The sequence below is a fragment of the Streptomyces misionensis genome, from assembly GCF_007896895.1.
Lineage (GTDB): Bacteria > Actinomycetota > Actinomycetes > Streptomycetales > Streptomycetaceae > Streptomyces > Streptomyces misionensis_A.
Window position 1 is genome coordinate 17,107 of the sequence record NZ_VOGW01000137.1, and the last position, 17,986, is coordinate 35,092.

At 73.7% G+C, this 17,986-nt stretch carries 16 protein-coding genes; 7 read left to right on the forward strand and 9 right to left on the reverse strand.

Features of this window, described 5'->3' with window-relative positions:
- The 4 genes from FRZ03_RS24280 to FRZ03_RS24295 form a co-directional block, all read right to left on the reverse strand.
- Positions 1-1,145, reverse strand: a 1,145-nt coding sequence (locus FRZ03_RS24280; protein ID WP_146467305.1) for a polyprenyl synthetase family protein, incomplete at its 3' end; no start/stop codon positions are given.
- Positions 1,138-1,422, reverse strand: a complete 285-nt coding sequence (locus tag FRZ03_RS24285; RefSeq protein WP_146467270.1) for a polyprenyl synthetase — start codon at positions 1,420-1,422, stop codon at positions 1,138-1,140. The genes FRZ03_RS24285 and FRZ03_RS24280, both read right to left, overlap by 8 nt.
- Before the next feature lie 180 nt (positions 1,423-1,602).
- Positions 1,603-2,361 carry an SDR family NAD(P)-dependent oxidoreductase gene (locus FRZ03_RS24290; RefSeq protein WP_146467271.1) on the reverse strand — a complete coding sequence of 253 codons (759 nt, stop codon included), beginning with the start codon at positions 2,359-2,361 and terminating at the stop codon, positions 1,603-1,605.
- Positions 2,351-2,767 carry an ester cyclase gene (locus tag FRZ03_RS24295; protein ID WP_146467272.1) on the reverse strand — a complete coding sequence of 139 codons (417 nt, stop codon included), beginning with the start codon at positions 2,765-2,767 and terminating at the stop codon, positions 2,351-2,353. Before FRZ03_RS24295 ends, FRZ03_RS24290 begins: the two co-directional genes overlap by 11 nt.
- Positions 2,768-2,838: 71 nt before the next feature.
- Here FRZ03_RS24295 and FRZ03_RS24300 point away from each other — a divergent pair, with 71 nt between their 5' ends.
- Both FRZ03_RS24300 and FRZ03_RS24305 read left to right on the forward strand, forming a co-directional pair.
- A complete protein-coding gene (locus FRZ03_RS24300) occupies positions 2,839-3,729 on the forward strand; it encodes a LysR family transcriptional regulator (RefSeq protein WP_146467273.1) in 891 nt (296 codons plus the stop codon).
- A 195-nt stretch (positions 3,730-3,924) separates the two neighbouring features.
- Positions 3,925-4,158: a phospholipase domain-containing protein gene (locus FRZ03_RS24305; protein WP_146467274.1), complete on the forward strand. Its 234-nt coding sequence runs from the start codon at positions 3,925-3,927 to the stop codon at positions 4,156-4,158.
- A gap of 48 nt (positions 4,159-4,206) precedes the next feature.
- Here FRZ03_RS24305 and FRZ03_RS24310 read toward each other — a convergent pair whose 3' ends face one another.
- Positions 4,207-5,730 carry a class I adenylate-forming enzyme family protein gene (locus FRZ03_RS24310; protein ID WP_261399322.1) on the reverse strand — a complete coding sequence of 508 codons (1,524 nt, stop codon included), beginning with the start codon at positions 5,728-5,730 and terminating at the stop codon, positions 4,207-4,209.
- 238 nt (positions 5,731-5,968) lie between these two features.
- Between FRZ03_RS24310 and FRZ03_RS24315 the strand changes: the two genes are divergently transcribed.
- The 4 genes from FRZ03_RS24315 to FRZ03_RS24330 are packed head-to-tail and all read left to right on the forward strand — an operon-like array spanning position 5,969 to position 11,478.
- Complete coding sequence (locus FRZ03_RS24315; protein ID WP_146467276.1) at positions 5,969-7,594, forward strand: NAD(P)-binding domain-containing protein; 1,626 nt, start codon at positions 5,969-5,971, stop codon at positions 7,592-7,594.
- Complete coding sequence (locus tag FRZ03_RS24320; RefSeq protein WP_146467277.1) at positions 7,591-8,715, forward strand: alpha-hydroxy acid oxidase; 1,125 nt, start codon at positions 7,591-7,593, stop codon at positions 8,713-8,715. Before FRZ03_RS24315 ends, FRZ03_RS24320 begins: the two co-directional genes overlap by 4 nt.
- A complete protein-coding gene (locus FRZ03_RS24325) occupies positions 8,709-10,169 on the forward strand; it encodes a cytochrome P450 (protein ID WP_146467278.1) in 1,461 nt (486 codons plus the stop codon). The genes FRZ03_RS24320 and FRZ03_RS24325 overlap by 7 nt, the downstream gene beginning before the upstream one ends.
- Before the next feature lie 40 nt (positions 10,170-10,209).
- Positions 10,210-11,478 carry a cation:proton antiporter gene (locus FRZ03_RS24330; protein ID WP_146467279.1) on the forward strand — a complete coding sequence of 423 codons (1,269 nt, stop codon included), beginning with the start codon at positions 10,210-10,212 and terminating at the stop codon, positions 11,476-11,478.
- Positions 11,479-11,650: 172 nt separating this feature from the next.
- On the opposite strand, the gene FRZ03_RS24335 is transcribed toward FRZ03_RS24330, so the two are convergent.
- The gene (locus FRZ03_RS24335) at positions 11,651-13,012 is read right to left on the reverse strand and encodes a cytochrome P450 (protein WP_146467280.1); all 1,362 of its coding nucleotides are present in this window, start codon (positions 13,010-13,012) and stop codon (positions 11,651-11,653) included.
- A gap of 420 nt (positions 13,013-13,432) precedes the next feature.
- Entirely contained in the window at positions 13,433-14,191 is a 759-nt protein-coding gene (locus tag FRZ03_RS24345) for a TioE family transcriptional regulator (protein WP_146467281.1), read from the reverse strand.
- A 58-nt stretch (positions 14,192-14,249) separates the two neighbouring features.
- Here FRZ03_RS24345 and FRZ03_RS24350 point away from each other — a divergent pair, with 58 nt between their 5' ends.
- Positions 14,250-15,452 carry an erythromycin esterase family protein gene (locus FRZ03_RS24350; protein ID WP_146467282.1) on the forward strand — a complete coding sequence of 401 codons (1,203 nt, stop codon included), beginning with the start codon at positions 14,250-14,252 and terminating at the stop codon, positions 15,450-15,452.
- Here the strand turns inward: FRZ03_RS24350 and FRZ03_RS24355 are convergent.
- Positions 15,430-17,124: a class I adenylate-forming enzyme family protein gene (locus FRZ03_RS24355; RefSeq protein ID WP_146467283.1), complete on the reverse strand. Its 1,695-nt coding sequence runs from the start codon at positions 17,122-17,124 to the stop codon at positions 15,430-15,432. The genes FRZ03_RS24350 and FRZ03_RS24355 overlap by 23 nt on opposite strands.
- Positions 17,121-17,986: CoA transferase (locus tag FRZ03_RS24360; RefSeq protein WP_186785583.1), on the reverse strand; the 866-nt coding region annotated here is incomplete at its 5' end. The genes FRZ03_RS24360 and FRZ03_RS24355, both read right to left, overlap by 4 nt.

Genomic DNA, 17,986 nt, shown 5'->3' on the forward strand with positions numbered 1-17,986 from the left:
GGCGCCCTGCCGCGGGGGGCCGCGGGGGCGAGGGGGGCGGGGGCGTGGTCGGCGGCCGGGGCCTCCCCGCCGAGCAGCCGCGCGCGGTGCGCGGGCTGCCGACCGCGCGGCGGGCGCGCGGCCAGGGGGAGCTGAGGATCGCGTCCCGGGTGGGGGAGGCTGTCGGCGGCGTGGGCGCGCTCGTCCGGGCGCACCCGGGAGGCGATCATGTCCTCCACCTGATCGGGGGCTTTGAGCGCGGTCATCAGCTCGCGCACCTCGCGCAGATGGTCCGCGGTGAGGTCCGGGCGGCCCAGCAGGCCGGCGAGTCGCTCGCGCTGGGCGGGCGGGGCGGCGCGCCAGGTCACGGCCAGCAGGGCGGTGGGCCGCCGGCCGCGGATGTCGTCCAGGCTCGCCTTGCCCGTGCGACCGGGCTCCCCGAACAGGCCCAGCAGGTCGTCGCGCAGTTGGAACGCCTCGCCCAGCGGCAGCCCGTACGCGGACAGACCGGCCCGCAGCCGGGCGGTGGCACCGGCGAGCAGGGCGCCGATGAGCAGCGGGTGTTCGACGGTGTACTTCGCGGTCTTGTAGCGCACCACCTTCAGCGACACGAGCGGGTCGGGTTCCGCACCGGTGTTGAGGATCTCCAGGCACTCGCCGGCGATCAGTTCCCTCGCCAGGTCCGCCCACATGGGCCGCGCGCGGGCGAGGTAGGCGGCGGGCAGACCGCTGGTGGCGAACAGCTGGCCCGCCAGCGCCATCAGGTGGTCGCCGACCAGCATGGCCAGCGCGCGGGCGGCGGCACCGGCGCCCGGCCGGCCGGCGACGGCGGCCCGCAACGCCACGTGGACGGTGGGCAGTTCATGGCGCAGTGGGCTGTCGTCGATGAGGTCGTCGTGCACGACCGCCGCGGCGTGGACCAGTTCCATGGAGGCTGCGGCGCGTACGAGGGGGTCGCTGTCGGGCTGGCCGGCCGCGCGCCATCCCCAGTAGCAGAACGCCGCCCGCAGCCGCTTGCCGTGCCCGGCCGCCGCCCGCAGTTGCCCGGCCACCGGCGCGAGCGCGTCGTCGATCGCGCACAGCTGCTCGGCCTCCCGTGCCAGGAGCTCGTGCAGGACGGTGTCGATCCGGGCCTTGAATCCGGCGGGGTCGAAGCGCTCAGACATCGCCGTCGGGCGCCGTCCGGCGTGCCCTCGCGTGCTGGGCCAGCACCTCCAGGTGGGCGGGTGGTGCGGCGGCGTAACGGTCCAGCGCGATACGGCCGCGGGCCAGCAGGTCCTGGTGGGCGTCGCGTGCGAGGTCGGGCCCGTCGGCACGGCGCAGCAGCTGCCGTGCGGTGCCGACGGCCGAACTCACGGTGGTGACGGCCAGGTCCGCCAGACCGGCCACCAGCAGGACCGCCTGCTCTTCCAGCCCCCGGCCGTCGGGTGGAGTGGATGTCATACCGGTGCGTCCCCCCAGTTCTCGAACCAGGCTCCGTCGCCGTGGTGTCCGGGGGTCTCCCCGGCCCGGGCGTGCCTTCGCGCTCCAGCACACTGCCTCCGAGTGCGGGGAGCCCTCCGTAGCTCGTTAAACCACCTTTTCGGATGAACGGAGGAACGTTCGGCCGCCGGAGCGAACCGGTCAGGCTCCGGTGCGGGTCACCCCGCCGTCGACGTGCAGGATCTGGCCGGTGATGAAGTCGGCGTCGTCCGAGACCAGGAAGGCGAGGGCGTTGCCGAGGTCGGCCGGGACCGAGTGGCGCTTGATGGTCTGCACGGCCGTGGTCCGGGCGATCACCTCCTCGGCACTCGGGCCGTTCGTCCGGGCCCGGCCCAGGAAGCCCTCGGTGGCCACCAGGCCGGGCGCGATGGCGTTGACGGTGACGCCGCTCTCGCCGAGTTCGTTGGCGAGGGCCCGGGTCAGCGCGTGCACGGTGCCCTTGCTGGTCAGGTACGCCAGGTCGCGGTTCTGGGTCAGGGTGATGCCCGAGCCGGTGTTGACGATGCGTCCCCAGCCGGCGGCCCGCATCCCCGGGGCGAACGCCTGGGCGAAGAGCAGGATCGCCTCGACGTTGACCGCCTGGACCGTGCGCCACAGTTCTATCGTCACGTGGTCGAGGTCGGTGAAGGGGAAGACGCCGGCGTTGTTGACGAGGATGTCGCAGCGTCCGTACCGGTCGAGGACCGTGCCGACCACGGTGTCGACCTGCGCCGGCTCGCTGATGTCGCACACCAGCCCCAGTTTGTCGCCCGTGCCCGTCAGTTGCCGCACACCGTCGGCCGGGTCCTCGATGTCGACGGCGACCACGTGCGCGCCGTCCGCGGCGAGCCGTCGGCAGTACGCGTACCCGATGCCCCGCGCCGCCCCGGTGACCACCGCGGTCTTGCCGTCAAGCGCCACGGGTGAACTCCAGTCCGATCCGGGTGGCGATGCCGAAGTAGTCCTCCAGGTGCCAGGTGCGCACGATCCGTCCGTCGACCACCTGGTGGAAGTCCGCCGCCCGGAACTCGACCTCGCGGCCCGTGCCTTCGACGCCGAGCAACTCCCCGGTGTGTACACCTCGGCCGGTCGAGCGCACCGCCACCATCTCACCGGATTCGACGACGTCGTCGATCGTGACGGTCAGACCGGAGAACACCCCGCGCAGGTGCTCGATGCTCTTCTTCCAGCCGTCCGCGCCGGGTCCGGTGCGCAGGGCCGGGACGGCCTCCCAGTCGGGGGCGAGGGCGTCGTCGACCAACGACGTGTCTCCCGTGGCGAGGGCCTCGTAGAAGCGCCGGACGGCGCTCTCATTGTCAGTGGGCATGGCTCTCACGCTAGGGACGCGCTCCCCGAGTGATCAAAGACCTGTTCCGCACCACGTCATACGGTTCGGGCATGACGGATCTCGATCTGCGGCTGGTGCGCTACTTCACCGCCGTCGCCTCGCATCTGCACTACGGCCGTGCCGCGGCCGAACTGCGCGTCGCGCAGCCGTCGTTGAGCCGGCAGATCGGCCGGCTCGAGGCCCTGGTGGGCGCGCGGCTCCTGGACCGCACACGGCAGGGCACGCGGCTCACCGAGGCGGGGGAGGCGTTCCTCCCCCACGCGCTCGCCCTGCTGCGTGCGTCCGAGCAGGCCGCGGCCGCCGCCCGGGCCGCCGCGCGGCCCACCCGGATCACCGTCGGCTACACCGCGGGCCTGATCGTCACCCCGGCGGTGCGCCACCTGCGGCTGGGACACCCCGACGCCGAGGTGCGCACGCTGCACCTGGAATGGCACGAGCCGCGCGAGGCCCTGCTGGACCGGCGGGTGGACGCGGCGGTCACCCGGCTGCCGCTGCGGACCGACGACCTGGACGTGACGGTCCTCTACGACGAGCCGAAACTGCTGCTCGTGCCGCTCGGACACCGGCTGGCCGGCCAGGAGTCGGCGACCCTGGACGACATCGACGGCGAGCCGATCCCCCGCTTCCCGGATCCGGAGTGGGACGCCTACTGGCGCATCGACCCGCGCCCCGGAGGCCGTCCCGCGCCGGACGGGCCCCCGGTCGAGACCATCGAGGACAAGCTCGAATGCATCGCCGCCGGGCAGGCCGTGGCCATCGTCCCGGCCGCCCTGTACGCGGCCGGAATTCGCCCCGACCTCACCACAGTCCCGCTGCGCGGCGTCGAACCGGGCCGCGTCGTCGTGGCGACCCGGGCCGCGGACCGGAACCGGCTGGTGGCCGCGTTCCGCACGGCCGCCCGTGACCGCCTGAACGGGCAGGCCCCGTCGCCCCGGCCGTGACGCGGACCACCGGGCGAACGGTCGCCGTGGCGCCGCCGCCCGCCCGGAGCGGGACCGCCCCCACGGTCCGTCGGATCCGCCGGCGGCCGGGATCGGGCCGCCGGCCTCCCGGCCTTCCTCGCGGGAAGCCGCCGCCCGTCCGCTTCGGCGCCTGGTGCCGGGAACGCGGCGGCAGGATCGCGGCATCAGGGTCGGCTGCGGCACGACGGTGACGCACCGGTGGAGTTCACCGTCACGCACGACCGGTACGTCTCAGGTGCCCCGGGGCGTGTGAAGGTGACCGCGCACGGCAGGGAGGCGTGGGTGGCCGACCCGCCGGAGACCAGTGGCGGCCGGTACGACGTGACCGTGGCGGTGGACCGTGACCGCGTCCGGTGGCAGCGGTTCACCGGCCATCTGGAGAGCGGCCGGGCCGGCGACGCCGGCTGACCCTGAAGCCCGTGGGCCGCTCCGGCCTCCCTTTCCACACGGGTGCGTTCAGCGGGGTGCCAGCAGCGCGCGCAGGGCGGCCTTGTCGGGCTTGCCGCTCGCCGCGACGGGAACGTCGGCGAGGGTGCTGACACCTGCCGGGACGCTGGCCTCGCCCAGCTCCCGCGCGACCAGGTCGCGCAGCGCCCGCTCCGCCGGCGCGCGGCCCGGCTGCGGGACCACGAAGGCGTGGATCGCCTCGCCGGTCCGCTCGTCCGGGACCCCGACGACGTACGCCTGGTCCACCTCGGGGTGGGAGGCGAGGACGCGTTCGATGGGGCCCGCGTAGTGCACGACGGCGTTGACGATGACGACGTCGCGGGCGCGTCCGGTCAGCCGGAGGTATCCGCGCGCGTCGATCCGGCCGAGGTCCCGGGTCCGGACCCAGCCGTCGCGCAGGACGTCCCCGGTCTCCTTGGGGTCCTCCCAGTAGCCGCAGAACGCGTCCGGCGTCCGCACCCAGACCTCGCCCGTGCGGTCCGCGGGGAGGACGTGGCCGTCCTGGTCGCGCACGGTCATCCCGACCGTGTCGAGCGGGCGTCCCACCGTGTCGGCGAGGCCGGGGTCGGCGGCGAGTTCCTCGGGTTCGAGGAGGGTGAGCATGCCCGTCTCGGTCTGTCCGTAGGCGTGATGGGCCACGGGCCCGAGCAGTTCGGCCGCCTCGGTCAGCCGGTGCGGGGCAAGAGGGGATCCGGCCACGACGAGGGCGCGCAGACTGCTCGTGTCCGCGCGCGCGTCGCGCACGGCGTCGAGAATGCCGTGCAGGCGCGGCACCGTGGTCATGCAGGCGGTGATGCGCAGATCGGCGAAGACGTCGGGGAAGACCAGGGGCCGGTGCGGTATGACCGCGGTGCCCCCGGCCAGCAGGGCCAGGCCCAGGTGCTCGAACATGACGGCGCTGGTGAGGGTGCCGAAGAGCAGGAACCGTTCGTAGCGCGCCGCGAGGCGCCGGACGCGGTCGGTCCAGCGGGCGGGCTGAAGGGCCCAGTGCTCCGACAGGGCCCCGTAGGTCACCATCGTGCCCTTGGGCCGGCCGGTGCTGCCGCTGGTGAGGTGGATGACGCCGACGCCGTCGCGGTCGCCGCGGGGCGTGAGGTCGTCGGGTGCGGGGGCGAAGCCCTTCGGGGGCCGCAGCGCGCCGCCGGTCTCCAGGAGTCGCAACGCGCCCGCCGCGGCGGCCGGTTCGGGACGGCTCGCGGCGTCGTCCGTCACCACGGCGTCGACGTCCCGGGCGAGGATGTCGCGCAGGTGCTCACGGGTCAGCCCGGGGCGCAGTCCGACCACCTGGCAGCCGACGACGTGGGCCGCGACGCGCACCGCGAAGGCCTCCGGTGTGACACCGGTGTCGAGGGCCACGCGGGACCCCGGAGCCAGGCCCGCGGCGCGCAGCCCCCGGGCGAAGCCGGCGATCCGGTCGAGCATCTCTCCTCGGGTGACGGTGTGTTCCCCGTGCTCGAAGGCGGGCAGGTCGGGAGCGTCGCGGAAGGCGTCGACGAACGCTCGCGGAAAGAGACCCCCGGGCTTTTCGTCCACTTCGTCTCCATTCTGGACCGGAAGCAGCCGACACAAAGACGGCGTGAATGACTGGAAAGCGACCATGCCGAACGGCGAATGGACGCACGCGGACCGCCAAGCGCGCCTCACGTTAACCGACGGAAGGAATTCACCACCCCGAGCGGCGAGTGACCTACGTCACATGGAGGCGGTCTGGCTCGGTGCTTTAACCATCAAGTAAGGTCCTTTCCGCCCCCACGGAAGGCAGGACGAACTCATGTCTGCTTTAGCGCAGGTTGACTATCTCGTCATCGGCGGCGGCCCCGCGGGCCTCCAGGCCGGGTACTTCCTCGAAAAAAACGGCAGAGATTATCTCATCGTGGAGGAGAGCGACGCCCCAGGCGCCTTCTTCACCCGTTTCCCCCGGCACAGAACGCTTATCTCGTCCAACAAGGTGTACACCGGCTGGAGCGATCCGGAAATGCGCCTCCGGGTCGACTGGAATTCCCTCCTCTCGGACGACGGACCGCTCTTCACCGCCTACTCCCCGCGCTACTTCCCGCCGGCCGACGACATGGTCCGCTACCTGGCCGACTTCGCACGGACCCAGGGGCTGCGCATCCGCTTCAACACCCGGGTCACCCGCGTCGCCCGGCCCGCGGACGGCCTGTTCGCTGCGACGGACCAGGACGGCAACGTCATCCGGGCCCGCCGGGTCATCGTCGCCACGGGCGTCTCGCGGCCGTACGTGCCGGCCATCGAGGGCGTCGAGGAGGCCGAACGCTACGACACGGTGACCGTCGACCCCGCGGACTTCACCGACCAGCGCGTCCTCGTCATCGGGCGCGGAAATTCCGCCTTCGAGACCGCCGACAATCTCATCGAGACCGCCGCCGTCATCCACGTCGCCGGACCCGGCTCCCTCAAACTCGCCTGGCGGACGCACTTCGTCGGACATCTCCGCGCGGTCAACAACAACTTCCTCGACACCTATCAGCTCAAATCGCAGAACGCCGTACTGGACGGCGACATCCTGCGTATCGAACGAAAGTCGGACGGCACCTATGTGGTGAGCGTCAGGTTCGCGCGCGTCGAGGAAGTGGTGAAGGACATCCCGTACGACCGGGTGATCCTGGCCACCGGTTTCCGCTTCGATGCCTCGATATTCGACGACGACTGCCGCCCCGACCTCGTCGTCAAGGACCGATTCCCGCAGCTCACCAGCGCGTGGGAATCCGTCAACGTGCCCGATCTGTATTTCGCCGGAACCATCACCCAGTCGCTCGACTTCAAGAAGTCCACCAGTGGTTTCATCCATGGTTTCCGGTACGGGGTCAAGGCTCTCGGCCGCATACTCGAACGCCGTTACCACGACCGGGACTGGCCGGACACCGCCCTGCCTGCCACCGCGGACGCCGTGAGCGACGCGATCGTCGCGCGGGTCAACCGCACCTCGGCCCTGTGGCAGATGTTCGGGTTCCTCGGCGACGCGGTGCTGCTCGGCACCGACGGCGGGGCCCGCTACTGCGAGGAGGTTCCGGTGGCGCACCTGCACGACGCCGCCGCGCGGGGCGAGTTCGGGGACCTGGCCTGCTACTTCGCCGTCACCCTGGAGTACGGCGCCGACCACGACCAGGTCGACCCCTTCGACATCACCGTCGGCAGGACCCCCCAGCGGGACACCGGCGGCCTCGACGCACGCTATCTCCACCCCGTGGTACGGCAGTTCCTGCCGGACGGCAGCGGCAAACCGGTCGCGGAGCACCACCTCACGGAGAACCTGGAGAACGAGTGGGACGACCCCGACGTCCACGTCGGTCCGCTCGGCTCCTTCCTCGCCTCCCGGCTGTCCGCCGAAGACGGCCTCCCGGCCGGCGGGGAATCCGCCGTCCCCCGGGCATGACCGGCGCACGGACGGGCCCGGTGCACGATCCGGCCGGAGCGGAACGCCGGGCCCGCGCGCAACTGAGACCGGAGCACTACGACTTCATCGCCGGCGGCGCGGGCGAGGAGACGGCTCTGCGGGAGAACGAGGACGCATTCGGCCGGCTGGCCCTGCTCCCCCGGGTACTGCGCGGCGGCGCCGAGCGCGGCACCCGCGTGGGCGTGCTGGGCCGGGAGTGGGCGGCGCCCCTCTTCGTCTCGCCGACCGCCTTCCACCGTCTCGCCCACCCCGACGGCGAACTGGCCACCGCACGCGCCGCCGCCGCGACCGGCACCCCGCTGATCACCGGCATGGCCGCCACCACCGCCGTCGCGGACGTGGTCGCCGCGGCCCGCGCGAGGGACCCGGAGGCCGTCGTCTGGTTCCAGCTGTATCTTCAGCCGGAGCACGAGGTCACCACCGCACTCGTGCGCCGGGCCGAGCGGGCGGGCTGCTCGGCCCTCGTGGTCACCGTCGACTCCCCCGTGTTCGGCACCCGTACCCGGGACCTGCGCAACGGCTTCCACGACCTGCCGCCCGGTCTCGCGGCGGAGAACATGCGGGACCTGCTGCCCGGTGCCGCGCCCGGCGGCACCCGCGACATCGCCATGTGGCCGGCGGGCTGGGACGACCTGCGGCGGCTGCGCGACCTGACCGATCTGCCGCTCGTCCTCAAGGGCGTGCTGCATCCGGCGGACGCGCGGACGGCGGTCGAGCAGGGCGTGGACGCGCTGCTCGTGTCCAACCACGGGGGACGGCAGCTCGATGCCGCTCCGGCGTCGGTCGAGGCGCTCCCGGCCGTCGCCGAGGCCGTCGCCGGACGGGTGCCGCTCCTCATGGACGGCGGGGTGCGCCGGGGCAGCGACGTCGCGCTCGCCCTGGCCCTGGGCGCGGTGGCCGCCGGCGTGGGGCGGCCGGTGCTGTGGGCGCTGGCGACGGGCGGCGAGGACGGAGTGGCACAGATGCTGACCGCCCTGCGCGAGGACTTCGACCGCGTACTCGCCCTCTGCGGCGGTCACCGGCCCGAGGACCTCACGGCCGACCAGGTGGTGCCGCGCGGGCTCCCGCACCGCCGGCCGGAAGGAGAACGAGCATGGTGAGCCGGAGGACGACGGCGGCGGTGGCCCTGGGCGGCGCGCTGCTGCTGTCCCTGCCCGCCTGGCTGCCGGACCGGGTCGTCGCCCTGCGGATGAAGGTGTTCGCCCGCGTCAACGGTGACGAGGGCATACCGCTGCCCAGCGCGGTCTTCGGCGCCGACCGCTTCCAGGAGGTCTACGGCCACCCCGCCGCCGGGGGCCGCAGCAAGGGCGCGGCGCTGTCCGACCTGTTCTGGTACTGGCTCGCGCCCGGCGCCGACGTCCACCAGGAGCATCTGGAGGCCGGCCCCCGCTACGACGAGGTGGCCCGGCGGACGCTCGCCGTCCTCTCCGGCCCGTCGGCCGAGCTGTACGCCGCCGCGGCGAGGGCCACCCGACGCGCCCTGGACGCGGCGGACACCGGCCGGGTGCGCTCCGTGCGGCTGCGCGACCTGATGATGCCGGTGTGGGCCGAGTTCTTCTACGAACTGGTGTTCAAGGAGCCGTGCCCGGCCGAGGCCCGGCGGCTGATCGTCGCCAACGCCACCGACGTGGTCGACGCCCTCAAGTGCACCCGGCCGCGCCACATGCGCCGCCGGAACCGGCTGACCCGGTATCTGCTGCGCCGGCTGGCCGCCGGTGACGTGCCGCACGAACTGCCCGGCGGCCTGACCCGCCGCCAGCAGGCGTGCTACCTGCAAGGCACCTTCTTCAACACCGCCGTGGTCCAGATGTCCGAGGCGATGGCCCACCTCCTGCTGGTCCTCGCCCAGCACCCCGACGTACAGCGGAGGACGACGGACACCCCCGACGACGACCGCTACCTGTCGTACGTCATGAACGAGACCTTCCGGCTGTTCCCGCTGTTCGGAGTGGCTCACCGCATCGCCACCGCCGACATCGCCCTCGACGGCCTGCCCACCATCCCGGCCGGCTCCGTCCTCACCTTCAGCTACCCCGACTACCACGCCACCGGCTACACCGATCCCGAGCGGTTCGATCCGCAGCGCTGGGCGGCGCTGTCCGCGAAGGACGCCCACCACATCCCCTTCGGCGTCGCCGCCAACCGGCCCTGTCCCGCCTGGCGGCTCGCCCCGGTCGTGATGCGGGCCGCGACCCGGGAGGTGCTGGCCCGGTACGCGCTCGACTCCCCCGTCGGACACACCCGTTCGATCCCCCACCGCGCTCCCTGTCTGCTGCTGCCCCGCGAGCGGCCGGTCTCCCGGGCCACCAGGTTCGTCCTGCGCACCGCGCTGACCGTTCGCGACCGGGCCGAGGACGTCGGACGCAGCCTGCTGCAACTGGTCCTCGGCACCTGGATGGTGCTGGAGGCCCGCCGCACCAGGCCCGCCACGACGTACTTCGCCCGGTACGACACCGAGGGCCGCCCGCTGAGCGCCGGCCACGGTGCGCCGGACGCCGGGGCGACGGCGGAGCGCGGCGCGACCGCCTGCCCGTACCCGCGCCGGGGGGCGTGAAGGCGTCATCCCCATAGGCCTCCTCACCCAGGAGTCGTCGTTGTCGACCACCGAGATGGGCCCCGCGTTCTTCCTGGCCGTGTCCGTCATCCTCATCGTCTGCCGCCTCGTCGGTCTGCTCCTGCGCCACATCGGCCAGCCGCCCGTGGTCGGCGAGATGGTCGCCGGGGTGGCCCTCGGGCCGTCCTTTCTCGGCCTGCTCTCCCCCGGCCTGGAGAAATCGCTGTTCCCCGACGAGATGCGGCCCGTGCTGTACGTGGCCGGGCAGTTCGGTCTCGTCGTCTTCATGTTCCTGTCGGGCTACGAGTTCCGGACCGACCGGCTGCGGTCGGTGGGCCGCACGGCGGTGCCCGTCTCGGCGGCCGGCATCGTCGTACCGCTCCTGCTCGGCTCGGGGCTGGCCTGGGCGGCGCACGGTGCGGTGGACCTCTACCCGGACGGTGTCTCGCCCACGGTGGGCGCGCTGTTCGTCGGGGTCACCGTGGCCATCACCGCCTTCCCGATGCTGGCCCGGATCATCACCGAACGCGGCCTGGCCGACACCCGGTTCGGCTCGGTCGCGCTGGCCTCGGGCGCACTGGACGACGCCGTGGCATGGGTGCTGCTGGCGTTGGTGCTGAGCATGGCGGGCGGCAAGGCGGACACCTTCCTGCTCGCCGTGGGCGGCGCGGCCGGGCTCGCCGTGTTCCTCGGCGTCTTCCTCCGCGTCCGGGCCAGGGCCCTGGAACGGGCACGGCGGCTGACGGAGGAGCACATGCTGCTGGTCACCGTTCTCCTGCTGTTCCTCGCCGCGTGGTACACCGACCGCATCGGCCTGTACGCCGTGTTCGGCGCCTTCAGCCTCGGCGTGGTCTTCCCCCGCGACCCGGTGGTGAGCCGCGCCGTGGCGGCCATCGCACCCGTGAGCCGCATCGTGTTCCTGCCGCTGTTCTTCACCTACTCCGGGCTCAACACGGACTTCACGCTGCTGTCGGGCAGCGGGCTGATCCTGTTCACCGTCGCCTGTGTGGCGGTGGCGATCATCGGCAAGTTCGGCGCCTGCTGGGCGGCGGCGCGGATGCTGGGCGAACCGCCGGGGACCGCCCTGCGGGTGGGCGCGCTGATGAACGCGCGCGGGCTGATGCAGCTCATCGCCATCAACGTCGGCCTCACCGCGGGCATCGCCTCCCCCGCCCTCTTCGGCGTCCTGGTGGTCGTCGCCCTGGTGACCACGGTGATGACGGCTCCCGTGCTGACGTGGCTGGACCGGCGGGCGGCGGCCCGGCAGCCGGACGCCGGCCCGGCCGCCGAGATGCGCCCCACGGCGTAGCGGGTCTCGTGGAGCGGGCCGCCACCCGGCGGTTCGAAGGTTTCGATTTCGATTCGGGAGGACCTGACCGGAAGAATCCCCGACACGGCCCTCCCCGGCGCCGGTTGAGACGTCCTTGCGGTAACTCGCCCGGCCGCAAGGGGTGTCCGAGTCCTGCGCGGAGGCCACAGCACTAGGGACTCTCCGTCGTCGTGCGCGGCCGGGCCGTCATGACGAGGCCGGACGGGTGGTTGGTGGACGTCATGACTCCGCGTACCCGCCTCCCGGGAACGGGTTCGAGGCGCCACCGGCTCACCACGGCCGCGACCGTCGCCATCATCTCCGCGCGGGCGAACGACTCGCCGATGCACTGGTGGCCTCCCGCGCCGAAGGGGACGAACGCCCCCCGCGGGACGGCCGGCCGATCGGGCAGCCACCGGTCGGGGTCGAAGCGGGTGGGCTCGGGGAAGTGGCGCGGGTTGCGGTGCAGCACCAGGGCGCTGAAGAGGAACTCGGTGCCCCGCGGAAAGCGGTGGCCGCCGAGTTCGACATCGGTGACGGCACGCCGGATCGTGACGCCGCCCGGGTTGCGCATGCGCAGTGCCTCGTCGACCGTCCGCCGGGTGCGGGGCAGCCGATCGAGCCGGTCGAGGTCGAAGGGCGCCCCGGCCTGCTGCCGGACCTCCTCGTAGAGCGCGCGGTCGATGTCCGGGTGCCGGCCGAGTTCATGGAAGAGCCAGGCCAGCCCGCCGGCGACGGTTTCGGTGCCGGCGACCAGCAGGGTGACGACCTCGTCGTACACCTGCTGATAGGTCATGGTGTCCGCGGTGGGCGCGTCCTCGGCCCGCAGGAGCAGCGTCAGCAGATCGGGCTCCCCGTCCGGCGGGCTGCCGCGGCGGGCGCCGATGAGCCGGTCGATGACGTGCCGCAGCCGGCGGTGCGCGTCGGCGAGGCGGCGGTTGCCGGGGGTGGGCAGCCGCTGCCAGAGGTTGGTGGGGTCGAGGACACGGATGTACATGCCCCGCAGGACGACGGGCACCGTGTCACGGATCTCGGCGGCGAGTCCTTCGTCCAGGGCGGTGGAGAACAGCGTCGAGGTGAGGACGGCCAGGGACAGGTCGTGCATCTCCTGGGTGACGTCGATGTCCTGGCCCGGCCGCCAGGAGGTGGCTCGGGCGGTGGCCAGGTCCGCCATCGTCCGGGCGTAGTGGGCGATGTGGGCGTGGTGGAACGCCGGCTGCATCAGGCGCCGCTGACGCAGGTGGAAGGAGCCCTCGGAGGTGGCGAGGCCGTTGCCGAGGTAGTCCCGGAGCTTTTCGAACGAGCGGCCCTTGGCGTAGTCGGCGGCCTCGCTCACCATGACGCGGTGGACGAGGTCCGGGCTGGTGAGGACGTAGGTCGGCTTGGGCCCGAGGTGGATCGCCACGACCGGGTCGTACGCGGTGAGCGTGTCGAGGAACTCGAGGGGCCTGCGCCACATGTGCAGGCCGTGGCCGATCAGGGGCAGGCGCCCTCGCGCGACCGGCGGGGACGTGGGACGGGCGGCAGCGGTCATCAGCGCTCCTTCGGCCGGGACGGCACTCGTGGCGGCCCGGGTGGCGTGCCGGACGGCACGGTCGACCACGCGTGGGCCTCGACGGCTTGCGCCACCGTCACGGCATGAAACCCAGTGTGACGGAGGGACTGCTCAGCGTGGTAGCCCCGGTCCCGCCTGCGCTCGTCCGGGTGTCGGGCCCGGCTCTGTTGACCCGGTACCGTCAGACCTGCGGGGGCCGGCCGCCTCCGGCCGGCCGCGGTGCCGGAACCATTCCGGTGCCAGGATCGACATGAGCGTCGCGTCCACCCGCTCGCCCTCCCGTGCCCGAACGGGCGTTCGCCGCATCGACGGCGCCCTGCTCGGGCAGCGTCCGCGCGGGGGTTCGCACGCACGAGCCCGTACGGCGGGACGCCTGTCCACCACGGCGCCGAGGCCGGCTCAGCCGCGGCCGTCGCGGAGCCGGAGGTACGCGTCCAGTTCCGCGGCTCCGGTGAGCAGCGCTCGGCCCCGGGTGCTCAGCCGGGTGTGCCAGTCGCGTAGCACGGTCTCCAGCGGCTCCAGCCCGCCGGCCGCCCGCACCTGGCTGATCAGCGGGGCGATCTGCTCCAACAGATGGCCGCCACGCCTGAGTTGGTGGGCCAGACGGGCGTCGCGCACATCGGCCTCGTCGTAGACGCGATAGCCGGTGCGCGGGTCGCGGCGCGGACTGACCAGCCCTGCTCGCTCCCAGGCGCGCAGCGTGGCGGGGCGGATGCCGAGGCGTCCCGCCACGGGTCCGATGAAGGTGCCGGGGGCCCCGGACCGCGCGGTCGTGGTGGCGCCCGCACCGGGCTCTGCCGGCGGGGCGGGCTCCAGATCGCGCAGGGCGCGTTCCACGGCGCGGAGGGTGTGGCGGTCGTCGAGGAGCTGGGCGTGGCTCTCGTCGACGAGGCGGAGCGCCTCGCCGGTGGTGCCCTGGTTGACGGCTCGCATGATCGACGTCGCCGTCCGGTGGCCGTGTCCGGGCACCAGGGCGAGGAAGGCGCGCAGGGCCCCCGCGTGCAGCGGGGTGTAGGTGCGGTAGCCGTGCGGAGTGCGATCGGCGGCCGGGAGGATGCCGTCCGCCTCGTAGTTCCTGATCGCCTGGGTGGACAGACCGTGCGCCCGGGCCAGATCGACCGGCCTGAGCCGTCTACCGCTTTGAAGGTCTCGCGCCATGAGGCCGACGATAGCGCGCAAAAGTTTACACCGAGGCTTCAACGATAGCGTTGAAGCCATGATTGCCGACATCGAGGACATCGCCCATGCCGTCGACGCCTCCGCCGTCATGCGGCTGCTCCCGGCCCGGCCCCGGTTGCTCGCCCTGGGCGAGCCCACCCATGGCGAGGACACCCTGCTCCGGCTGCGCAACGAGCTCTTCCGGCAGCTGGTGGAGCAGGAGGGGTACCGGACCATCGCGATCGAGAGCGACTGCATGAGAGCACTGGTGGTGGACGGTCACGTCACCACGGGCACAGGCACACTCGACCACGTCATGGAGCACGGGTTCGGTCACGGCTGGGGCGCCTTCGCGGCCAACCGCGACCTCGTGCGCTGGATGCGGGCGTACAACGACGGCCGGCCCGCGTCCGACCAGGCGCGTTTCGCCGGGTTCGACGGCCCGCTGGAGCTGACCGGCGCCGCGAGCCCCCGGCAGGCCCTCACCGCCCTCCACGACTACCTCGCGGAGCGGGTCGACGCGGGACTGCTTCCCTGCACGGCGGGTACGCTCGACCGCCTCCTGGGCGCCGACGACCGGTGGACCGACCCCGCCGCCATGACGGACCCGGCCCGGTCCGTGGGGCGGTCCCCGGAGGCCGGGGAGTTGCGACTGCTCGCCGACGACCTGGTGGCCCTGCTCGACGCGCAGACACCGCACCTGCGCGCGGTGTCCGCCGAGGAGGAGTGGGACCGCGCGCGCATGTACGGGCGCACCGCGACCGGGCTGCTGCGATACCACCGCTGGACGGCCGACACCTCACCCGCCCGTATGACGCGGCTGTGCGCCCTGCGGGACCTGATGATGGCCCGTAACCTGTGCGCCCTCGCCGAGCGGGGCCCGGTGTTCGTCCACGCCCACAACTCCCATCTCCAGCGGGAGAAGAGCTCGATGCGGATGTGGCAGGGGGCGGTGGAGTGGTGGAGCGCGGGCGCGCTGGTGAGCGCACGGCTCGGCGACGCGTACGCGTTCGTCGCCACGGCCCTCGGCACCATCCGGCACCGGGGAGTGGACACCCCGGCGCCGGACACCCTCGAAGGTCTCCTGTACGCGCTCCCGGAGGACCGCTGCGTGGTCGACACCGCGCGGCTGGCCACCGCCCTCGGTGACGGGCGGCCGGTGCGCCGCGTGTCGCCGTGGTTCGGGTACGCCCCGTTCGACCCGGCCCATCTCTCGGACAGCGACGGCCTCGTGTTCGTCAGGGACGTCGCACAGGGCTGACCCCGGGCGCGCCGAGCCGGCCGGCCTGGGCCGCTCGGGCCGTGAGCGCCTGGTAGGAGATCTTGCCCGTCGGGCCGAGCGGCATCTCCTCCACGAGCAGCAGGAGTTCGGGGTGTTTGCGCCGCGACAGGCCGCGGGCCCCGAGATGGGTCGTGAGGTCGGCCAGGGTGGGCGCGGGGGTGCCGGGGACCGGTCGGACGCAGGCGCACAGGCGCTCGCCGAGGTCCGGGTCGGGCACCGGGACGCACACCGCCTCCGCGACGGCGGGATGGCCGCCCAGTTCGTGTTCGACCTCGGCGAGGCTGATGTTGAGGCCGCCGCGTACGACGATGCGCTTGAGCCGCCCCAGCACGTGCAGTCGCCCGTGCTCGTCGAGCCGGCCGAGGTCGCCGGTGCGGACCCAGCCGTCGCGGTTGCGGTAACGCGCGTCCAGGTCGGGCGCGTTGACGTAGCACAGGGGGGTCATGGGGCCCAGGGCCTCGATCTGCCCGCTGTGCCCGGGCGGCAGCGGTGTGCCGTCGGGGCCGGTGATCCGGATGCGGGCGACCGCCGGGTCGGGGGTGCCGACGCTGTCGCCCGGGGGCCGGCTCTCCCCCGCCGTATGGCAGTTCACACCGTCCGAGGAGCCGTAGACCGTCACCACGGGGCGGCCGAAACGCCGGCGGCACGCCTGCGCGACGGCCGGGGGCAGGGCGGCGCCGCTGGAGACGACGGCCCGCAACGACGAGGTGTCCTCGCCCGGCCGGGCCGGCAGGTCGGTGATCCGGCGCAGCATGGTGGGCACCGCGAACAGATGGGTCGGGCGGTGCTGCGCGATCAGCCGCAGCGCGCCCGCCGGGTCGAACGCCGACGGCACGATCAGGGTGCCGCCGAGCACGGCGAGGGTGACCGGTGTACCGAGCGAGCCGAAGGAGGACGCCAGCGGGACGAGGACGAGGTGGCGGGGGGCCGCCGTGGGGTCCGGGTGCAGGGACCGGACGTAGCGGGCCCGGCCGCCCGCCAGGGCGTGATGGCTGTAGGCGACCATCTTCGGCTCGGTCTCGGAGCCGGAGGACACCAGGATGCGGGCGGGCCCGTACGGGTCGGCCCGCCGGGGCGCCCAGGGGTGCCGGGGCCCCGGTGCGTGCAGGCCCGGCACCCGGCCGTGTCCCGGGCCGGGCACGAACACCGCGTCCAGGTGCGGGAGTTCGGCGACGGCATGGGTTTGGCCGGCCGCGGCGAGGACGGCGCCGCGGGCGCGGGCGCGGGCGAGCAGGGCCCGGGTGTCGCGGTCGTCGCTGCTCGGGGGCAGCGGCAGGGCCACCGCGCCGATGGCGTACACGGCGAGTTCCGCGGCCACGGCGTCGCGTCCGTCGGGCAGCCGCAGCGCCACCACGTCACCGCCGCCGAGCCCCGCCTCGGTGAACAGGGCCGCGATGCGCCGGACGTGGGTGTCCAGGGCCGCGTAGGACAGCGTCCCGGTGTCGTCCACCAGGGCGGTGCGGTCCGGGTGTTGCCGTACCCGGGCGGTGAACAGCGTGTACAGATCGCTGTCGGGGCACAGGCCCGCCCGTACCCAGGCCTGCCGCCGGGCGCGGGGCACGAGGTCGGGGAAGGGCACGCCGGCGCGGGAGGTCCAGACCCGGTGTCCGTCCCGGCCCGCGGGGAGGACGGCGGGGGCGACGGTTGTCATGCGAACTCCCAGGGCGCGTGCGGGCGGGCGTGTCCGGTGACCGGATCGGGTGGGGCGATGGCCGTGCGGAAGGCCGGGTCCCGGGCCAGGGCCGCCAGGTCGGTGTGGACGGGGGTGGCGGTCAGGCCGTGCGCGGCCAGCCGGTGCCTGCACTCCTCGGTGGTGAGGGAGCGGTCGAGCAGTTCGCGTACCGCCTCGGGGTGGGCGCGGGCCTCCGGGCCGAGGTACAGGTGTCCGTCGGCGGTGGGCAGCGGCCGGTCCAGCGGAGTCCAGCGGGCCCGGTGCGCGGGGCGCGGGATCAGGGCGGCCGCGGAGACCAGGCTGGAGTCGACACGGCCGCCGCGCCCGGTGCGCTCCCGGGCCGCCAGCGCGGCCAGCACCCCCTGCGCGCAGACCAGTCCGCCGAGCACGTCGGTGAGGGTCATCAGGGAGGGGGCCGGTGGTTCGCCGTGCGGCCGTACGGCGGCGGCGAGTCCGCTGTGCACCTGGGCGAGGTAGTCGGTGCCCAGGGGCGGCCGGTCGCCGAGGGTGTCACCGAAGCCAGAGGCCCAGGCGTACACCAGGGCGGGGCGGGCGGGCAGCAGGTCGAAGTCGTCGAGGCCGAGCAGGCCGGCCTTGCCGGGGGCCCAGTTGTGCAGGAAGACGTCGGCCTCCGCGGTCAGCGCGCGCACGGCGTCCCGGCCCCGCGCGGTGGTCAGGTCGGCCTCGACCACCTGTTTGCCCGCGTTGAGGGCGGTGAACCGGGCCGAGGTGCCGTCCGCGAGCGGGGGCAGCCAGCGCATCGGATCGCCGCCGGGGGGTTCGACCCGGACCACCTCGGCGCCGAGCATCCGCAGGACGTGCCCGGCGAGCGGGCCCTGCA